The sequence below is a fragment of the Flavobacterium anseongense genome (genome assembly GCF_021608185.1).
Lineage (GTDB): Bacteria > Bacteroidota > Bacteroidia > Flavobacteriales > Flavobacteriaceae > Flavobacterium > Flavobacterium anseongense.
In genome coordinates this window covers 203,722-221,101 of the sequence record NZ_JAKIHN010000005.1, presented here as the reverse complement: position 1 = coordinate 221,101, position 17,380 = coordinate 203,722, and the positions used below count along the sequence as shown (strand labels likewise).

At 34.4% G+C, this 17,380-nt stretch carries 16 protein-coding genes; 9 read left to right on the top strand and 7 right to left on the bottom strand.

The features are described 5' to 3' along the window. Positions 1 to 27 precede the first annotated feature (27 nt). Both sufB and L1S35_RS09115 read right to left on the bottom strand, forming a co-directional pair. Entirely contained in the window at positions 28 to 1,476 is a 1,449-nt protein-coding gene (gene sufB / locus L1S35_RS09120; protein WP_236399693.1) for a Fe-S cluster assembly protein SufB, read from the bottom strand. Positions 1,477 to 1,492: 16 nt separating this feature from the next. Beyond that, positions 1,493 to 1,822 carry a HesB/IscA family protein gene (locus tag L1S35_RS09115; RefSeq protein WP_236399690.1) on the bottom strand — a complete coding sequence of 110 codons (330 nt, stop codon included), beginning with the start codon at positions 1,820 to 1,822 and terminating at the stop codon, positions 1,493 to 1,495. 230 nt (positions 1,823 to 2,052) lie between these two features. Here L1S35_RS09115 and L1S35_RS09110 point away from each other — a divergent pair, with 230 nt between their 5' ends. The 7 genes from L1S35_RS09110 (at position 2,053) to L1S35_RS09080 (ending at position 9,807) form a co-directional block, all read left to right on the top strand. Then, entirely contained in the window at positions 2,053 to 2,913 is an 861-nt protein-coding gene (locus L1S35_RS09110) for an MBL fold metallo-hydrolase (protein ID WP_236399687.1), read from the top strand. Between the two features lie 74 nt (positions 2,914 to 2,987). Further along, complete coding sequence (locus L1S35_RS09105) at positions 2,988 to 4,562, top strand: S8 family peptidase (RefSeq protein WP_370641060.1); 1,575 nt, start codon at positions 2,988 to 2,990, stop codon at positions 4,560 to 4,562. A gap of 46 nt (positions 4,563 to 4,608) precedes the next feature. Further along, positions 4,609 to 6,471 carry a M1 family metallopeptidase gene (locus L1S35_RS09100; RefSeq protein ID WP_236399684.1) on the top strand — a complete coding sequence of 621 codons (1,863 nt, stop codon included), beginning with the start codon at positions 4,609 to 4,611 and terminating at the stop codon, positions 6,469 to 6,471. Positions 6,472 to 6,508: 37 nt separating this feature from the next. Further along, on the top strand, positions 6,509 to 6,916 hold the full coding sequence (locus tag L1S35_RS09095) for a hypothetical protein (RefSeq protein WP_236399681.1): 408 nt from the start codon (positions 6,509 to 6,511) through the stop codon (positions 6,914 to 6,916). Between the two features lie 2 nt (positions 6,917 to 6,918). Then, entirely contained in the window at positions 6,919 to 7,308 is a 390-nt protein-coding gene (rnpA, locus tag L1S35_RS09090) for a ribonuclease P protein component (RefSeq protein WP_236399678.1), read from the top strand. A 47-nt stretch (positions 7,309 to 7,355) separates the two neighbouring features. After that, on the top strand, positions 7,356 to 8,993 hold the full coding sequence (locus tag L1S35_RS09085) for a S41 family peptidase (protein ID WP_236399677.1): 1,638 nt from the start codon (positions 7,356 to 7,358) through the stop codon (positions 8,991 to 8,993). Position 8,994: 1 nt separating this feature from the next. Then, a complete protein-coding gene (locus L1S35_RS09080; protein ID WP_236399674.1) occupies positions 8,995 to 9,807 on the top strand; it encodes an OmpA family protein in 813 nt (270 codons plus the stop codon). Here the strand turns inward: L1S35_RS09080 and L1S35_RS09075 are convergent. The 4 genes from L1S35_RS09075 to L1S35_RS09060 all read right to left on the bottom strand — a co-directional run bounded on the left by L1S35_RS09075 (position 9,804) and on the right by L1S35_RS09060 (position 14,808). Continuing rightward, positions 9,804 to 10,250 (bottom strand): GNAT family N-acetyltransferase, encoded by a 447-nt coding sequence (locus L1S35_RS09075; RefSeq protein WP_236399671.1) that lies wholly within the window; start codon positions 10,248 to 10,250, stop codon positions 9,804 to 9,806. The genes L1S35_RS09080 and L1S35_RS09075 overlap by 4 nt on opposite strands. Before the next feature lie 4 nt (positions 10,251 to 10,254). Beyond that, positions 10,255 to 11,226 (bottom strand): DUF4837 family protein, encoded by a 972-nt coding sequence (locus tag L1S35_RS09070; protein ID WP_236399668.1) that lies wholly within the window; start codon positions 11,224 to 11,226, stop codon positions 10,255 to 10,257. A 39-nt stretch (positions 11,227 to 11,265) separates the two neighbouring features. After that, positions 11,266 to 13,518, bottom strand: a complete 2,253-nt coding sequence (locus tag L1S35_RS09065) for a LysM peptidoglycan-binding domain-containing protein (RefSeq protein ID WP_236399665.1) — start codon at positions 13,516 to 13,518, stop codon at positions 11,266 to 11,268. A 102-nt stretch (positions 13,519 to 13,620) separates the two neighbouring features. Continuing rightward, positions 13,621 to 14,808 (bottom strand): phosphoglycerate kinase, encoded by a 1,188-nt coding sequence (locus L1S35_RS09060; RefSeq protein WP_236399661.1) that lies wholly within the window; start codon positions 14,806 to 14,808, stop codon positions 13,621 to 13,623. Positions 14,809 to 15,027: 219 nt separating this feature from the next. Between L1S35_RS09060 and L1S35_RS09055 the strand changes: the two genes are divergently transcribed. Both L1S35_RS09055 and L1S35_RS09050 read left to right on the top strand, forming a co-directional pair. Beyond that, entirely contained in the window at positions 15,028 to 16,176 is a 1,149-nt protein-coding gene (locus tag L1S35_RS09055) for a DNA polymerase III subunit (RefSeq protein WP_236399658.1), read from the top strand. A gap of 5 nt (positions 16,177 to 16,181) precedes the next feature. Next, complete coding sequence (locus tag L1S35_RS09050) at positions 16,182 to 16,568, top strand: DoxX family protein (protein WP_236399655.1); 387 nt, start codon at positions 16,182 to 16,184, stop codon at positions 16,566 to 16,568. A 62-nt stretch (positions 16,569 to 16,630) separates the two neighbouring features. Here the strand turns inward: L1S35_RS09050 and L1S35_RS09045 are convergent, their stop codons facing one another. Further along, positions 16,631 to 17,200, bottom strand: coding sequence for an OmpH/Skp family outer membrane protein (locus tag L1S35_RS09045; RefSeq protein ID WP_236399832.1), 570 nt, complete (start codon positions 17,198 to 17,200; stop codon positions 16,631 to 16,633). Between the last annotated feature and the right edge of the window lie 180 nt (positions 17,201 to 17,380).

The window sequence follows — 17,380 nt, the reverse complement described above, 5'->3', positions numbered from 1 at the left end:
AAATTTTCAAATTACCTCATTTTCAAATTATCCTACTGAACCTTCAAGTGAAATTTCGAGTAATTTTTGTGCTTCAACAGCAAACTCCATTGGTAATTTATTCAATACATCTTTGCTAAAACCGTTTACGATTAAGGCAATGGCTTTTTCGGTTGGAATTCCACGCTGATTGCAATAGAAAACCTGGTCTTCACCAATTTTTGAAGTCGTTGCTTCGTGTTCGATTATAGCGGATGAATTTTTGCTTTCGATATATGGAAAAGTGTGTGCGCCGCAATTATTTCCCATCAACAACGAGTCGCATTGAGAGAAGTTACGAGCATTGTCTGCTCTGGCGCTTATCTGAACCAAACCTCTGTAACTATTTTGTGATTTCCCGGCTGAGATACCTTTGGATATGATAGTAGATTTGGTGTTTTTACCCAGATGAACCATCTTTGTTCCGGTATCAGCCTGTTGGAAATTATTGGTTACGGCAATCGAATAAAATTCGCCAATTGAATTATCGCCTTTCAAAATAACCGAAGGATATTTCCAGGTAATGGCTGAACCTGTTTCAACCTGCGTCCAGGAGATTTTTGCATTTTTCTCGCACAAACCTCTTTTGGTTACGAAGTTGAAAACACCGCCTTTACCTTCTTTGTTTCCGGGATACCAGTTTTGAACCGTAGAATATTTGATTTCGGCGTCTTCCATTGCGATTAATTCGACAACCGCAGCGTGCAATTGGTTTTCATCTCGACTTGGCGCAGTACAACCTTCGAGATACGAAACATAACTCCCTTCGTCGGCAATTAGCAATGTTCTTTCAAATTGTCCGGTTCCGGCTTGGTTGATTCGGAAATACGTTGATAATTCCATTGGGCATTTAACACCTTTTGGAATATAACAAAAACTTCCATCGGAGAAAACAGCCGAATTCAGAGCTGCGTAGAAGTTATCTTTTTGAGGAACTACGGTTCCTAAATATTTTTTAACTAATTCAGGATGCTCTTTTATCGCTTCAGAAATAGAGCAGAAAATAATTCCTTTTTCGTTTAGTGTTTTCTTGAAAGTTGTTGCCACAGAAACCGAATCGACCACAATATCCATTGCGATATTGTTCATCTTTTTCTGCTCATCTAATGAAATTCCAAGCTTTTTATACATCTCCAAAAGCTCTGGATCTACATCGTCTAAAGTCTTATTGGGATCTACTTTTTTGGGTGCTGAATAATACGAAATAGCCTGAAAATCGGGCTTTTCATAATTCACATTTGCCCAGTTTGGCTCAATCATTTCCTGCCAGGCACGGAAAGCTTCAATACGCCAATCGGTCATCCATTGTGGTTCTTCTTTCTTTTTAGAAATAGCGCGAACAATATCTTCGTTTAAACCAATAGGAAATGTTTCCGACTCAATGTCAGTATAAAACCCGTACTCGTATTCTTTACTTTCGAGTTCAACTTTTAAATCGTCTTCGGTATATTTTGCCATTTTGTTTGTTTAATTTTTACAGAGAAAACGATTCTCCACAACCACACGTTCTTGATGCGTTCGGATTGTTGAATACAAATCCTTTTCCGTTTAATCCTCCTGAGAATTCTAAAATAGTTCCTGCTAAATACAAGAATGATTTTTTCTCAACAGCTATCTTCACGTTATTATCTTCAAAAACTTTGTCGTTTTCGCCTAGTTCTTTATCGAATTTCAATTCATACGACAAGCCCGAACAACCACCACTTTTCACGCCAACACGAACGTAATCTTTGGCTGCGTCGAAACCGTCTTCCTGCATCATTGCAACGATTTTTTTACTGGCATCATCAGAAACTTTTATCATAACCTGGTTATTATTTGTTTTTAATAGGTGTTATGTAATTCACATAGAAACATTCCGTTAATTGAAATATTTACTAATGCTCATTTCATGACTTATTTTAATTTTGTCTAAATAATGCGCAAAGTTACTATAAATATCCTTTTTTTCAAGCAACTGTAACATTTTTATAACCAATCCGCGAATAGAGAAAAATGATTTTTAATTCTATAAATTTGTAAAAACATTAGAAAATGAAAATTTACCCGATTGAAGCCGGAAATTTTAAGCTCGATGGCGGCGCTATGTTTGGCGTTGTGCCCAAAACTATTTGGAACAAAACCAATCCTGCTGATGAGAATAATTTGATTGATATTGCGGCAAGATGCATGCTGATTGAAGACGGAAACCGCTTGATTTTGATTGATACCGGAATGGGAAACAAACAATCGGATAAATTTTTTGGTTATTATTCACTTTGGGGAAGCCATTCTTTGGACAAATCGTTGGCGAAATATGGTTTTCAACGCGATGATGTGACCGATGTTTTTATGACACACCTGCATTTTGATCATTGTGGTGGAAGTGTCAACTGGAATTCAGACAAAACCGGTTACGAAGTGGCTTTCAAAAATGCTAAATTTTGGACAAATGAAAATCATTGGGAATGGGCAACCAAACCAAATGCGAGAGAAAAGGCTTCTTTCCTGTCAGAAAATATTTTACCAATGCAGGAAAGCGGTCAACTTAATTTTATCCAAAAACCTGAAGGTGATTTTGCAATTTCAAAAGAATTGGATTTCGGAATTTTTTATGTCGATGGCCATACCGAAAAAATGATGTTGCCTCACATTCAATACCAAGGAAAAACCATCGTTTTTTGCGCCGATTTGATTCCGACTGCAGGACATTTGCCGTTGCCCTATGTTATGGGTTATGACACCAGACCGCTTTTGACCTTACCTGAAAAAGCAAAGTTTTTAAACAATGCCGCTGAAAAGAATTACTACTTGTGGTTAGAACACGATGCGCATAACGAAATTATCACCGTAGAAAACACTGAAAAAGGTATTCGTTTAAAAGAGGTTTTCCGCTGCGAACATATCTTAACATAGTGTTAATCCTTTCTTTAACTGTAACAAAACAATTTACTTTTACACCAATTCATAAATCATAAATAAAATAGAAAATGAAAGTTTTAAATTTTTTGCTGATTTCAATGTTCTCATTGACAATCTTTGCACAAGAAACTACTCAACCCTTTGCCAAAAAAAACCCTTTAACAGAACAACAATTACAACGCTGGAGTCATCTTGATTTAGAAAAAGATACGATTCCGGGAATGAGCGTTGATAAAGCTTATGCTGAACTTTTAAAAAACAAAAAAGGTGTAAAAGTAATAGTTGCAGTTGTTGATTCAGGAGTTGATACTGAACACGAAGACATGAAATCGGTTATTTGGACCAATAAAAAAGAGATTCCGAATAACGGAAAAGACGATGACAAAAATGGGTTTGTGGATGATGTTCACGGATGGAATTTTTTAGGCGATTCAAATGATGAAAATTTGGAAATGGTTCGTATATTGAAAAAAGGCGATGACGGTTCTCAAATCTACAAAAATGCGTTGGCCGATTATGAAGAAAATCTTCAGGAAGCAAAAGAAGCAAAAGAAACAGTTGATGTATTGATTAAAGCTGATAAAACCGTTGCTGAATTTCTGAAAAATGAAAATTATACACTTTCAGAATTAAAAGACATGTCTTCTGTTAAATTTGAATTGTATGACAGTAAAAGAATAATGTTGTCTTATGCCACACAAAAAGGTGCCACTTTTCACGAGGATTTGAAAAATTACAAAACAGCTGTCTATGACAAATTAGACTATAATCTCAACAAAGATTTTGATGCCCGAAAATTAGTTGGAGATAATCCGGAAGATATCAATGATAAAAAATATGGCAACAATGTAGTGTATTCTAAAGAACGTAAGGATAACCTTCACGGAACTCACGTTGCCGGAATAATTGCTCAAGTAAGAAACAACAATCTTGGTGGTGATGGTGTTACGAATAATGTAGAAATCATGGCTGTTCGTGCCGTACCAAATGGTGATGAATATGATAAAGACATCGCTTTAGCTATTCGTTATGCTGTTGACAATGGCGCCAAAGTAATCAATGGAAGTTTTGGAAAAGATTATTCTCCACATGCGGAATGGGTTTATGATGCTATTAAATATGCTGCCAGTAAAGATGTTTTAATTGTTCACGCTGCAGGTAATGATTCGAAAAATATCGACACAGAGCCTAACTTCCCAACCGACGAAGTAAACGGAGCCGAAATCTCAGACAACCTTATTACTATTGGTGCTTTAAAAAATGAAATAGGCGAAAAAGTGGTTGCTCGATTTTCTAACTATGGAAAAAAGAATGTAGACGTTTTTGCGCCTGGAGTTAAAATTTACGCAACTGTTCCGGGTAACAAATACAAATACTTGCAAGGAACATCAATGGCTTCTCCAAATGCTGCCGGTGTTGCTGCTTTAATCCGTTCGTACTATCCAAATTTAAAAGCATCTCAGGTAAAACAGATTTTAATGCAATCGGGAACACCTTTGGCATTTGATGTTAAAGTTGGTGAAAAACAAGAAAAAATTCCTTTTTCAGAAGCATGTGCTTCAGGCAAAATTGTCAATGCTTACAATGCATTGAAAATGGCCGAAGAAATGTCAAACAAAATTAAGAAAGACCCTAAATTGTAAATCAAAAAGGAAGCGTAAAACCTTCCTTTTTTTATTTTATTTCAGCATGAATAACAAATTTTTATTTGGTTTTATTTTATTAAGCATTACTTCCTCTTTTGCTCAATCTAAAGGATATTGGCAGCAAAAGGCGGATTATAAAATGGAGGTTTCTATGAACGTAGAAACCTATCAATATAAAGGAAAACAAAAACTGGTTTACACCAATAATTCTGCTGACACGCTGCGTACTGTTTATTATCATTTATACAACAATGCTTTTCAACCCGGAAGCGAAATGGACATGCGTGCTCAAACTATTGCGAATCCGGATGCAAGGTTTCTAACCAAAACTAAGGAAAGCAGAATTGCTAAATTACAACCTAACGAAATTGGGTATTTGAAAATTTCAAATTTCAAACAAGATGGCGTTGCTGCCAAAACAAAAGAAATCAGCACCATTTTGGAAGTGACATTGGCTAAACCAATTCTTCCCGGAAAATCGGCTGAATTGACTTTAGATTTTGATGGTCAGGTTCCGGTTCAAATTCGTCGTTCGGGTCGAAATAATTCGGTTGGTGTAGCACTTTCTATGTCTCAATGGTATCCAAAAATGGCAGAATTTGATTTTGAAGGTTGGCATACTGATCCTTATATCGCGAGAGAATTTCATGGAGTTTGGGGGAATTTTGATGTAAAAATAACAATCGATAAAAATTATATTCTTGGAGGAACAGGTTACCTGCAAAACAAAAACGAAATTGGTTTTGGTTATGAGGATAAGGGAAAAGAAGTGAAGAAAAATCCAAATACAAAAACCTTAACATGGCATTTTATAGCGCCAAATGTTCACGATTTTACTTGGGCTGCCGACAAAGATTATCTTCACGATGTGGTAAAAGGACCAAATAATGTTGACTTACATTTTCTGTATAAAAACGATCCAAAATACATTCAAAACTGGAAAGACCTTGAACCTTTAATGGTAAGGGTAATGGATTTTTACAATAAAACCGTTGGCGATTATCCATACAAACAATACTCTTTTATTCAAGGTGGCGATGGCGGAATGGAATATGCAATGTGTACTTTGATGTTAGGAACAGGAACAGCACTGGATATGATGGATGCTGCGCCTCATGAATTAGCTCATTCCTGGTTTCAGCATATTTTAGCTTCCAATGAATCCAAATATCCGTGGATGGATGAAGGTTTTTCGACCTATATTGAATATTTAGCGCTGAATGAAATTCCGGTTAAAAAAAATGAAAATCCTTTTAAATCAATCTATTCAACTTATTACGAATTTGTAAAAACAGGAAAGGAACAACCAATGTCAACGCATGGTGATCGATATGATATAAACCGGGCTTATACTGTTGGAACTTATTACAAAGGCGCGCTTTTTCTAACCCAATTAGAATACCTCATCGGGACAGAAAATACCAGAAAAACATTGAAGCGATTTTACAACGAATTCAAATTCAAACATCCTACGCCAAACGATATAAAGCGAACTGCCGAACGCGTTTCGGGAGCAACTTTAGATTGGTATTTAACCGATTGGACTCAAACCCTGAACACCATTGATTACGGAATTAAAACCGTCGAAAGCGCTACTGACGGTGTACAAAGAACCGGTGTTTCTTTAGAAAGAATTGGTAGAATTCCAATGCCAATGGATATTTTGGTTGAATATACCGATGGGGCGAAAGAGAGTTTCTACATTCCGTTGCGAATGATGAACTTTCAAAAAGAAAATCCAACTCCCGAAATTAAGCGAACCGTTTTAAATGACTGGACTTGGGCCAATCCAAATTATTTCTTTGAAATTCCGAAAGCTAAAACTGCCATCAAAAAAATCACTATTGACCCAAGCGGTTTAATGGCTGATGTGAAACGGGAGAATAATATTTACGAAATGAAATAGAATTTTGTAGATTTACCCGATTAAAATTTTTGACAAAATGAAAGCTATTCAACTTCTTATCGTTTGCCTTTTTTTAAGTTTTGGAAGCATTGCTTCGGCGCAACCAATTCGTTTTCAATCGAGCAGTGTAAGTTTTACAGATAAAAAAGACAGCGGTGAATGGAACGAATGGTCTGATTTTGTTGATGCTAAAGTTCTGATAACTCTTGATGCGAAAAAAGATTTGATTACAATTAATTCTTCCGAAGTGCAGTCATTTAAAATCAAAGCTTATGGAGAAATTACGGACAATGACGAAGTGAATATTGTTCCGTTTGAATGTGTCGATAATAAATTTTCGAAGTGTAATATCTTAATCATTACAAAGAAAAAGGAAAACAATCGAATACAGTTTTACATCACTTACAACGAAGTAAAATTTGTTTACAACATCTACGCAAAGTAAAAATGGATTTTTCCTATCCAAAAACAGAAAAACTAAAGAGCAAAAAAATCATCGATTTACTTTTTTCCGAAGGCAAATCGGTGGGTAAATATCCTTTGCGTTTAGTTTATTTAAAACATGATTTTGAAGAAGATGTTCCACTAAAAATTGGTGTTTCGGTATCCAAAAAATATTTTAAAAATGCCGTTGACCGGAATTATTTCAAGCGTGTTTTACGAGAATCCTATCGATTAAACAAACAGCTTTTAGTTGAAAATGTTGATGCTAAATATTGCATTATGTTTTTTTATCAAACCAATGAACGGTTGTCTTATCAGGAAATAAATCAGAAGACCGTTCAGCTTTTTGAAAAGTTCATCAAAATTATTCAAGACGAAAAAAACACAAATTAAACAAGGAGTTAATTACTATATTCGTTAACTTGTTAAAAGAAAAAATCATGGTTACAAAAATTAAAAAAAGATATTTTATTCCAGTCATACTGAGCATTTTTCTCTTGGTTGGCGTTAGTTTTAAAGACGATTTCTTCGAAATTTCAAAACAAATTGAAATTTTCACGACGCTTTTTAAGACCATTAATCAAAACTATGTAGACGAAACAAATCCGGCGGAATTGATGGATAAAGCCATCAAAAGCATGTTAGCTGATTTGGATCCCTACACCAATTATTTTAACGAACAGGATGTCATCAAATTCAAAATAAATAACACTGGTGAATACACCGGAATTGGTGCCATGATTACACGAAAAGAAGACAAACTCATCATCAAAGAACCGTACAAAGGTTTTCCGGCAGACAAAGCCGGATTAAAAGCCGGTGATGAAATTATTCAAATTGGCGATGTACTTTTAGCTGATTTCAAAGATGATGCATCGCAATTGGTTAAAGGTGCGAAAGGCACTAAAATTAACATCAAATATTTACGTCAGGGAAAAGCAATGACCACAGAGTTAGTCCTTGATGAAGTTGCTGTAAAAGCAGTTCCGTTTTTCGGAATGGTTGATGATAAAACGGGTTATATAGTCCTGTCACAGTTCAACCAAAAAGCTTCGACAGAAACTAAAGAAGCTTTGGAAAAACTAAAAACAGATGGCGCAACGCAAATTATTTTAGATTTACGCGGAAATCCGGGCGGATTATTAAATGAAGCCGTTACTATCTGCAATCTTTTTGTGCCAAAAAATGAAATCATAGTAACCACAAAATCTAAGAATTCTAAATACAACAATACTTATAAAACTACTCGCGAACCTATTGATACCGAAATTCCGTTAGTGGTTATTGTTGATGGAAAAAGCGCCTCGGCTTCAGAAATTGTTTCCGGTGCTTTGCAGGATTTAGACAGAGCTGTTATTATTGGAAGCCGAAGTTTCGGAAAAGGATTGGTACAGCGTCCGATTGATATGACTTATGGAACGCAGGTTAAAGTTACCATTTCAAAATATTATACACCATCAGGAAGATGCATTCAGGCATTAAATTATTCACATAAAGACAAAAACGGAAAAGCCATCAGAACTGAAGAAAAAAATTATAACGCTTTTAAAACCAGCAAAGGAAGAACGGTTTATGATGGTGGTGGAATTTTACCAGATCTTGTTTTAGAAAATACCAAAACAAGCACTATTGCAGAAGCACTGCAAAAAAACGATGGGATTTTTAATTATGCCACATATTACTATTACAAAAATCCAACACTTGGTGATAAAATTCCAACGATTACTGATGCTGATTTAGCAGATTTTAAGGCTTTCTTAAAAAGAGAGAAGATATCATTTGATACCGAAACAGAAGTTGCTTTGAAAAACACATTGGAAAAAGCCAAGAAAGAAAATGTAGATTCGGCTATAGCAGCAGAATACCAACAATTGCTGGTAGCTTTAGAAAAAAGTGAAGAAACATTGATTGATAAAAATCAAAAGGAAATCAAGAATCTCATTTTAGATGAAATTATAAAGCGATACCAATACAAAGAAGGATTGTATCAATATTATATCAAAAGTAATTTTGAAATTAAGAAGTCGATTGAAGTCTTAAACGATAAATCACAGTATAACTCGATTTTGAAAATTTAATATGAAGTTTCTAAAGTTTTTGCCGATTTTGTTTTGTTTTGTGCTTCAAGCACAGGAAGAAGTAGTTCATTCTGTTTATTTTGAATTTGATAAATTTACTCTGAATGAAAAAGAAGTAAATGAAGCCATTGATTTTATTAAAAAAACCGATTCAACCCGAATTGAAGATATTCAGATTTTTGGTTACACCGATGATGTTGGGAAAGATGCTTATAATTTTAAACTTTCCACAAAACGCGCTACCGCCATTCGGGACAAGTTCGTTGAAAGTGGTATCAAAAGTAAAATCATTGTAACCATTGAAGGCAAAGGCCGAATTTTGATTGAAGATGACATAGTAGAAAATCTTCCTGAAAAACGTTCTAAAAATCGTCGTGTCGATATTGTGGCTCACCTAAAACCTTTACCAAAAATTGTAATTCCGGGTTTTTACAATACGATTCAAAAAAATCATATTGTTGGCGATCATATTTATTTGAACAACATTTTATTTGAAAGAGGAAGTAGCAAATTACCTTTCAAGTCTAAAAATGAACTAGACAAAATTGCAAGGCTTTTGTACAAATATAAAAATCTCCAATTTGAAATTCAGGGACATGTGTGCTGCACACCGCCATATCAAAAAGAAGCTATTGATTTAGATACACGAAAACGTCAATTATCGGTAAACAGAGCTGAATCGGTTTATAAATATTTATTGTTTAAAAAAATATCCAAAGACCGTATGACTTTCAAAGGTTATGGCAACACTGTTCCGCTTGGCAAAGGAGCAGATTATGATAGAAGAGTAGAATTGGTTATTACAAAAAGCTAACTTTTTTTCATTTCGATATGCGGAATATCGTCTTCTAAATACATTTCGCTGGTTTGAATAAAGCCGTGACTTTCGTAAAATTTTTTCAAATATAATTGCGCAGAAATGGTGATTTTAGTCTCACCAAACTGATGCTTCATAAAATAAATTGCTTCACGCATTAGAATGTGTCCGAGTTTTTTATCGCGATACGTTGGTCTAACAACAACTCTTCCAATGGAAGCTTGCTCAAAATAATCTTTAGGTTTAAACAATCGGGCATAAGCAACCGTTTGTCCGTTATCTTCACCTATTAGATGTAATGCTTTTTGGTCTTTGTAATCAATGTCCTGATAGACGCAATTTTGCTCCACCACAAAGACTTCACTTCGTAATTGAAGCAGATTGTATAACTCGGTTGGAGTTAATGCCTCAAATCGTCTTATTTTCCATTCTAAATTCATGATGTTATTTTTTAATTTGTATGGATTTAATAATTGATTCTAATTCAAACATCAAATCGCGCTTTTCTTTTGATGGCGCGTAACAAAAACCTTCTAAAACCAGAATACGTCTATGAGGTTTATCAAAAATGGCATAATTAATAAATGGTCCGGACATGAAGTCGTTTTTCATTTGCCAGGTTCCTTTAGTTTCATAGGTTTTGTTTCCGGCTAAGGTTGTTTTTGAAAAGTAGGGTGAGTAGGCTTCATCGGAAACCATTTGAGTTCCATAATTCGATCCATGAATATAAGCTCTTCCGATAGAATCTCTCATTATCACAATATCGGTTACTGCGTATTTTGGGCGAATATTGTTCCATGGAATCTGGTAAATCAATAAACTAGTGTTGCCGCTGATAATTTCGCTTTTGAGCCAAATAAAGTTTTTTCTTCGCATTACATATTCGTATTTCGAAGGAATCAATAAATCAATGTTGAATTTCTTTTGGATTTTTTTGGTGTCGAGTAACGAATCTTTGATGATTTTTTGGTTATGAGCAATTTCGATGGCGCGCATTTTTTTAATAATGTCAGGGGCATTTTTTTCAAGAATTTCTAATATTTCAAAAGATGTTTTCCCTGTAATATGAAAGGCGTTTTGTGGCGCGGCAAATTCATTTTCCTTGAATTCGTACTTATTCTCATTATCTTTTTTGATGATAAGAATATTACGGCTGTCGGTTGAAAATCCTTCAAAAAGTTTTACAGGATATTGATTGATGCTGAATAAAGGTTCTTCCTGTGGTAAGCCTAAAACCGGTGAAGCAAACTTGTTTCTGATACTGTCGCCAACTTCTCCGTTCCAAAGCTGGTCGTCAATGATTACTGCAATGGTGTTTATAGCCGCTGAAGAATCATCGGGTAACTTGTCTTTTTTTAATGAACAAGAGCTCACAAGACAGGCAACAAAAAGCCATAAAAAAAGGGTCTTATTCATAACTGAAATAAAACCCAAATTTATAGAAGATTTTCGGAATTAACCGTTAATTTTTAATTTCATACCGGCTTTTAAACTTTCGTTTTTAATTCCATTCCATTTTTTCAAATCTGAAATCGAAACACCAGGATATTTTTTGGCAATGCTAAATAATGAATCGCCTTTTTTTACGTAGTATAATTTTACTTCATCTCTATCGTTAACCGCTATATTTTCCTTTTTAGCTGGTGTATTTTTGGCATCTGATGAAACTATATATTTTTTACCAACGATTAATTTTGCTCCAAGTTGAACTGTATTATCTTCAATCTTGTTCCAGTCTTTTATATCTGAAATTGAAACATCAAATTTTCTGGCAATGCTTCCTAAAGTTTCGCCTCTGTCAACAACGTGTTCAGTAATTTTAACTTCGGTTTTATAGGTTGTTTCTTTTACAGGTTCCGCATCATTATTAACCAATGCCAATTTCGAACCTTGCTCAACATTTAAATCGTCCAGATTATTCCATTTTTTTAAATCTTCCAGACTAACATTGAATTTTTTGGCGATGCTGAATAAATTATCACCTCTTTGAACTTCATAAAAATCACTTGGATTTTCATTTGCTTCATTTGAAGCTACTGCAGTTTCAATAGCGTTTTTATCCGCTTTTATTTCTTTTCTAACTGTAGTTACAACTCTTTCGTTTTTAATTATTTTTAAGCTTTTACCCGGAATTATATTGCTTCCTTTTAAGTGATTCCATTTTTTCACTTCAGCAACAGAAACTCCGTATTTATCTGAGATTTCACCAAGATTATCACCTCTTCTTACTTTGTGGTATTTTACAACATCTTTATACGAAACCACTTTTTCTTCTTTGAAAGTTTTAGCAACGTTTGATGCAATAGCTGAAGTCGTTTCGTTTACAGCAGTTGTATCCGGTTTTGTAATTTTTTTGTCATTGATTGCAACCGCTTCTGTAGTAATAATTTTTAATCTTCTGCCCAATGGTGCTTTATTGCTTCGCAAATGATTCCATTTTTTTAGTTCTGACATGGTGATTCCATATCTGTCTGAAATCTCACTTAGACTATCGCCTCTTCTAACTTTATGGTATTTAACTCTTGAAACCGTTCCGTCGTTATCCGAGAAATTCGAATTGTTTGCCAACCTTTCGTATGGTCTTTCTCTTTTGCTTGATTCGTATTTAACAAAAGCATAAATCTTATCTTCGTTTGAAGTAAAAACAGCCACTTTATTAACCGGTAATGTTAAATAATGGTTTTCGCCAGTGATAAACGGAATTTCTTGTCTCTTGTATGATGGGTTTAAAAGCTGCAATTCGGCAACAGGAACATCTAACAAATCTGAAATTTGTTTGAATGTCATCGCATTTTTAATCATTACCGTATCAGTGGCAAAAAGATTTGCAACAGCTTTATCTGGTTTTATTCCATGTTCTTTGTGGTATTCGAAGATGTACATTGTTGCTAAAAACGCAGGTAAATATCCTTGTGTTTCTTTATGAAGATAAGGTCGTATGTTCCAATAATTTTGCTTTCCACCTGAACGACGGATAGCTTTGGCAACATTTCCCGGACCTGTATTATATGAAGCTAAAACCAAATCCCAGTCGCCAAAAATAGCATACATGTTTTTCATATACTGAGTAGCGGCTTTACTTGCTTTCAATGGGTCGCTTCTTTCATCAACATAAGTATCTACCTTTAGTCCGTATTGTTTTCCGGTTTGATACATAAACTGCCATAAACCTGTTGCGCCTACTCTTGAAACCGCTCTCGGATTCAAAGCTGACTCAACAACCGATAAATACTTAATTTCTAATGGAATGTTTTGTGCCGCTAGCGACTCTTCAAACATTGGGAAGTAGTATTGGGAAATACCTATTAATCTCTCAAAAGATCTTTTTCTATTCTTTAAGAATGATTTGATTACGTTTTCTAAACCGACATTATACTCAATATTAAATGGAGATTTTTCGTCCAGTTTTTTTAGTCTTTCTTTTAAAAGCTCCGTTGGCAATTCGTAATCTACTTTCTCATCAACATTAATACTTTTTATATCAAAAGTTAATTGATCATATAAGTCTAAACTTGCCAATTCCTTCAACCATAGACTGTCAATACAGGATGCAATGTTGTCTCGAACAAACGTTGCCTTGATGGAATCTAAGACTTCTTTTCTGGTAAGCGGTTCTTTTTTTACTGCTGTAGCAACGATAGTATCTTGGGCAAAAATTGCTGAAGAAGCTATAAGTAATGCTAATGAGGTTAAGTTTTTTATAGTCATAACTTTATTTTTATAAAGTGATATATTTCAAACGTATGTGTTATTAATTAAGTATAATTAAATAACGTCTTTTATTATTTTTTATTGTCCTGCTTTATAATTTTAACTTAAAATGGCAGCAATTCCCGGTAATACTCTTCCTTCTAACATCTCCAACATCGCTCCACCGCCGGTTGATACATAACTCATTTTATCTTCCAGACCAAATTGTTTCACCGCTGCAACTGAATCACCCCCACCAACAAGTGAGAATGCTCCTTTTTCTGTTGACTCAGCTATATAATTTCCTAATTCAATTGTTCCGTTAGCAAAATTTTCCATTTCAAAAACCCCTAATGGTCCATTCCAAAGAATGGTTTTCGAGTTCATAATTACCTCTCTGAAATTAGCTAATGATTTTGGACCTGCGTCTAAACCCTGCCATCCATCCGGAATTTCTCTAACATCAACAACTTGAGTTTTTGCATCATTTGAAAAAGCATCTGCTGCTACAACATCAACCGGAATATGTATCTGAACGTTTTTTTGTTTGGCCAAATTCAAAATTTCTAAAGCCAATTCTTGTTTGTCATCTTCACAAATTGAGTCACCAATTTTTCCGCCCAATGCTTTTACAAAAGTGAATGTCATTCCGCCACCGATAATCATGTGATCCACTTTGTCTAAGATGTTCTCGATAACCGTAATTTTTGAAGATACTTTTGAACCTCCAAGAACCGCTGTTACAGGCTTCACCGAATTATTCAAAACTCGATTTAAACTGTCTATTTCTTTGGCCAAAAGCAATCCAAAACACTTATGATTTGGAAAGAATTTAGCAATTATTGTTGTCGACGCATGTGCTCTGTGTGCTGTTCCAAAAGCATCATTCACATAAATATCACCTAATGAAGCTAATTCTTTTGCAAAATTTTCATCTCCGGCTTCTTCTTCAGCATAAAAACGAAGGTTTTCTAATAAAAGAACTTCGCCTGGATTTAAATTTTTAGCTGCATTCGTCGCTATTTCTCCTCTACAATCTGAAGCGAATTGAACATTTACCCCCAATACTTCAGCAACTTTTGCCACAATATGTTTTAGCGAATATTGATCTTCTTTTCCCTTTGGTCTTCCTAAATGGGACATCAAAATCACGCTTCCTCCATCTGATAGAATCTTATCTATAGTAGGCTTTGCGGCTTCAATTCTGTTAGCATCTGTCACGTTGAAATTCTCGTCTAAAGGCACGTTGAAATCAACTCTGATTATGGCTTTTTTGGCGTTGAAATTAAAATCTTGAATCGTTTTCATTTAGTAATTTAAAAGGTAAGAATCACTGCAAATATAATAAAATTTAGTTTTATCGATGTTTTTTGTGCTTTTATCGATGTTTTTTAAGAAAATTTTAAGTGTTAAAATATTTGTTTTCAAATAAATAGCATTTTGTTTGATGGTCATTTCTTCCCGATAGTGTTTTGAATAACGCAGTCTGATTTACCAATAGCTAAATATTTCTTCTATATTTGCTTTATGCAGTTTTCAGATATTCTTGGTCAGGATTACATAAAAAATCATCTCGTAAAAAGCGCGTTGTCGGGAAGAATTCCTCATGCACAATTGTTTGTTGGCCCTGAAGGTTGCGGCACTTTAGCCATGGCAATTGCTTATGCACAATTTGTTTTGTGTAATAATCAAGGACTGGAAAATAGTGGTGGAAACGAAAGTTGTAATCTAAAGTTTCTATCGCTTTCGCATCCTGATTTGCATTTTGTTTATCCGAATGTGACTAATGAAGATGTAAAAACAAAACCGAAAAGTGCTGATTTTATTTTGGATTGGCGAGAATTTGTTTTGAAAAATCCATACGGAAGTTTATTTGATTGGTACAAACATTTGGGCGTGCAAAACAAGCAAGGCGAAATTCGGGTTGAAGATGCTCAGGATATTTTAAAAGCATTAGCCTTAAAATCATACGAAGGCGGTTATAAAATTATGATTGTTTGGATGGCTGAAAAAATGAATATTGCTGCGTCAAATAAATTATTAAAATTATTGGAAGAGCCACCTGAAAAAACATTGTTCCTGCTGATTTCTGAAAACGAAGAAGACATTATTCAAACTATTCGTTCCCGATGTCAGGTATTGCATTTTGGTGCTTTGCCGGAAGCTGAAATTTCAAAAGCGTTAAAAGTCAATTATTTTTTAGATGATTCTTCAGCGACAAAAGTAGCGCATCAAGCACAGGGAAATTATAACAAAGCACTTCATATTGTGAAAAATGACACCGAAGATTTTCCATTTGAAAAATGGTTTGTGGCCTGGGTTCGTGCAGCTTTTAGTGCAAAAAAAAATGCTTCGGCTATTCAGGATTTAATATTATGGAGTGAAGAAATTGCAGGTTTGGGTCGCGAAGGACAAAAGCAGTTTTTGAATTATTGTATTGTGATGTTTCGTCAGGCTTTGATGCATAATTATGAAACCAAAAACCTTGTTTATGTGGAACCTCAAGTGGAGAATTTTACCTTTGATAAATTTGCTCCATTTGTAAATGGTAATAATATTAATGCTATTTTTAATGAACTTTCAGATGCGATTTATCATATTGAACGCAACGGGAACGCTAAAATTATATTAACTGATTTATCTATAAAACTTACTCGATTAATCCATAAAACTTAAACATCATGACTAACACAGCTTCGATACTTGTTTTGCTTTTTCTTGCAGTAACTTTTGTACAGTCTGCCTATGATAAAATTTTTGGCTGGCAGGGTAATATTGATTGGCTTAAAGGACATTTTGCCAATACATCATTATTAAAAAATAATGTTCCTATTTCATTAGGAATTATTCTAGTTCTTGAACTCATAACCGGAGTTTTAACTTTGGTTGGTTGTGTCGAATTATTAATTAATGGCGGAAGAACTTTTGGTTTTTATGGCGCTGTTTTTTCATGTATTACATTGATTTTGTTGCTTTTAGGTCAAAGATTGGCCAAGGATTATGATGGTGCAAGAACGATTGCTATTTATTTTGTTCCGGCAGTTTTAGCAGTCTTTTGGTTGAGCTAAAAATACACATCTACAAAAAAAGCCTCGAAAATTCGGGGCTTTTTTATGTTTAGTATGGAAAATTATTTCTTCTCTTCTTTTGGGGCTTCCTCTTTTTTACCTTCAGCCTTATATTTTTCGTTGACCTTTTTGATTATTTCATTAGTAATATCATAGTTGTCTTTTGCATATAAAATTGATGGTGATGCATCGCCTGACCCGTAAATATAATCGTATCCTTTTTCTTTACCATATTCTTTTAGCATTTTTCTGTAACTGATTACTAAAGAATCCATTTCTGCTCCGCTTTCTTGTTGCAATTGTTGAAGCATTGCTTGCTGGGCATAGCTTAATTGCTGTTCTCTTTGCGACAATTCAGCACCTTTTTGTTGTGCCCAAGCTTCTCCGTTTGCCTGTGCATTTTTCTTAAAATTTGCTGCTTCCGATTTAAAACGAGTCACTTCAGCTTCTAACTGATTGCCCATTACTTTGGATTTATCTTTGTATTTAGCTTCTATGTCTTTCGCTTCTGTAGATTCTTCCATTAATTTAGAAGTATCAACGTATGCGGTTTTAAATTCTTTTACTTCTGTTGTTTTATTACAGGAAATGATTGCAATTGCGAATGCTAAAAGGATAACTGTTTTTTTAATCATGATTTGATAAATTTAATTTCGGTTTCAAAAGTATAAAAATAAAATTCAATTAGCTAAAGTTGAATTTCCGTGTTTTTTTGTGTTATAAGTTTTAATTATTCTAAAAAAAATACCCATAACGTCTAACTATTGATTTTAACTTCAAATAAAGCCGTTTAAAAGCATTTCTCATTTCAA

What these genes read in the sequence shown, in the direction of transcription:
- sufB (WP_236399693.1), bottom strand. Translation starts at nt 1,476, where the DNA reads ATGGCAAAATATACCGAAGACGATTTAAAAGTTGAACTCGAAAGTAAA.
- L1S35_RS09115 (WP_236399690.1), bottom strand. Translation starts at nt 1,822, where the DNA reads ATGATAAAAGTTTCTGATGATGCCAGTAAAAAAATCGTTGCAATGATG.
- L1S35_RS09110 (WP_236399687.1), top strand. Translation starts at nt 2,053, where the DNA reads ATGAAAATTTACCCGATTGAAGCCGGAAATTTTAAGCTCGATGGCGGC.
- L1S35_RS09105 (WP_370641060.1), top strand. Translation starts at nt 2,988, where the DNA reads ATGAAAGTTTTAAATTTTTTGCTGATTTCAATGTTCTCATTGACAATC.
- L1S35_RS09100 (WP_236399684.1), top strand. Translation starts at nt 4,609, where the DNA reads ATGAATAACAAATTTTTATTTGGTTTTATTTTATTAAGCATTACTTCC.
- L1S35_RS09095 (WP_236399681.1), top strand. Translation starts at nt 6,509, where the DNA reads ATGAAAGCTATTCAACTTCTTATCGTTTGCCTTTTTTTAAGTTTTGGA.
- rnpA (WP_236399678.1), top strand. Translation starts at nt 6,919, where the DNA reads ATGGATTTTTCCTATCCAAAAACAGAAAAACTAAAGAGCAAAAAAATC.
- L1S35_RS09085 (WP_236399677.1), top strand. Translation starts at nt 7,356, where the DNA reads ATGGTTACAAAAATTAAAAAAAGATATTTTATTCCAGTCATACTGAGC.
- L1S35_RS09080 (WP_236399674.1), top strand. Translation starts at nt 8,995, where the DNA reads ATGAAGTTTCTAAAGTTTTTGCCGATTTTGTTTTGTTTTGTGCTTCAA.
- L1S35_RS09075 (WP_236399671.1), bottom strand. Translation starts at nt 10,250, where the DNA reads ATGAATTTAGAATGGAAAATAAGACGATTTGAGGCATTAACTCCAACC.
- L1S35_RS09070 (WP_236399668.1), bottom strand. Translation starts at nt 11,226, where the DNA reads ATGAATAAGACCCTTTTTTTATGGCTTTTTGTTGCCTGTCTTGTGAGC.
- L1S35_RS09065 (WP_236399665.1), bottom strand. Translation starts at nt 13,518, where the DNA reads ATGACTATAAAAAACTTAACCTCATTAGCATTACTTATAGCTTCTTCA.
- L1S35_RS09060 (WP_236399661.1), bottom strand. Translation starts at nt 14,808, where the DNA reads ATGAAAACGATTCAAGATTTTAATTTCAACGCCAAAAAAGCCATAATC.
- L1S35_RS09055 (WP_236399658.1), top strand. Translation starts at nt 15,028, where the DNA reads ATGCAGTTTTCAGATATTCTTGGTCAGGATTACATAAAAAATCATCTC.
- L1S35_RS09050 (WP_236399655.1), top strand. Translation starts at nt 16,182, where the DNA reads ATGACTAACACAGCTTCGATACTTGTTTTGCTTTTTCTTGCAGTAACT.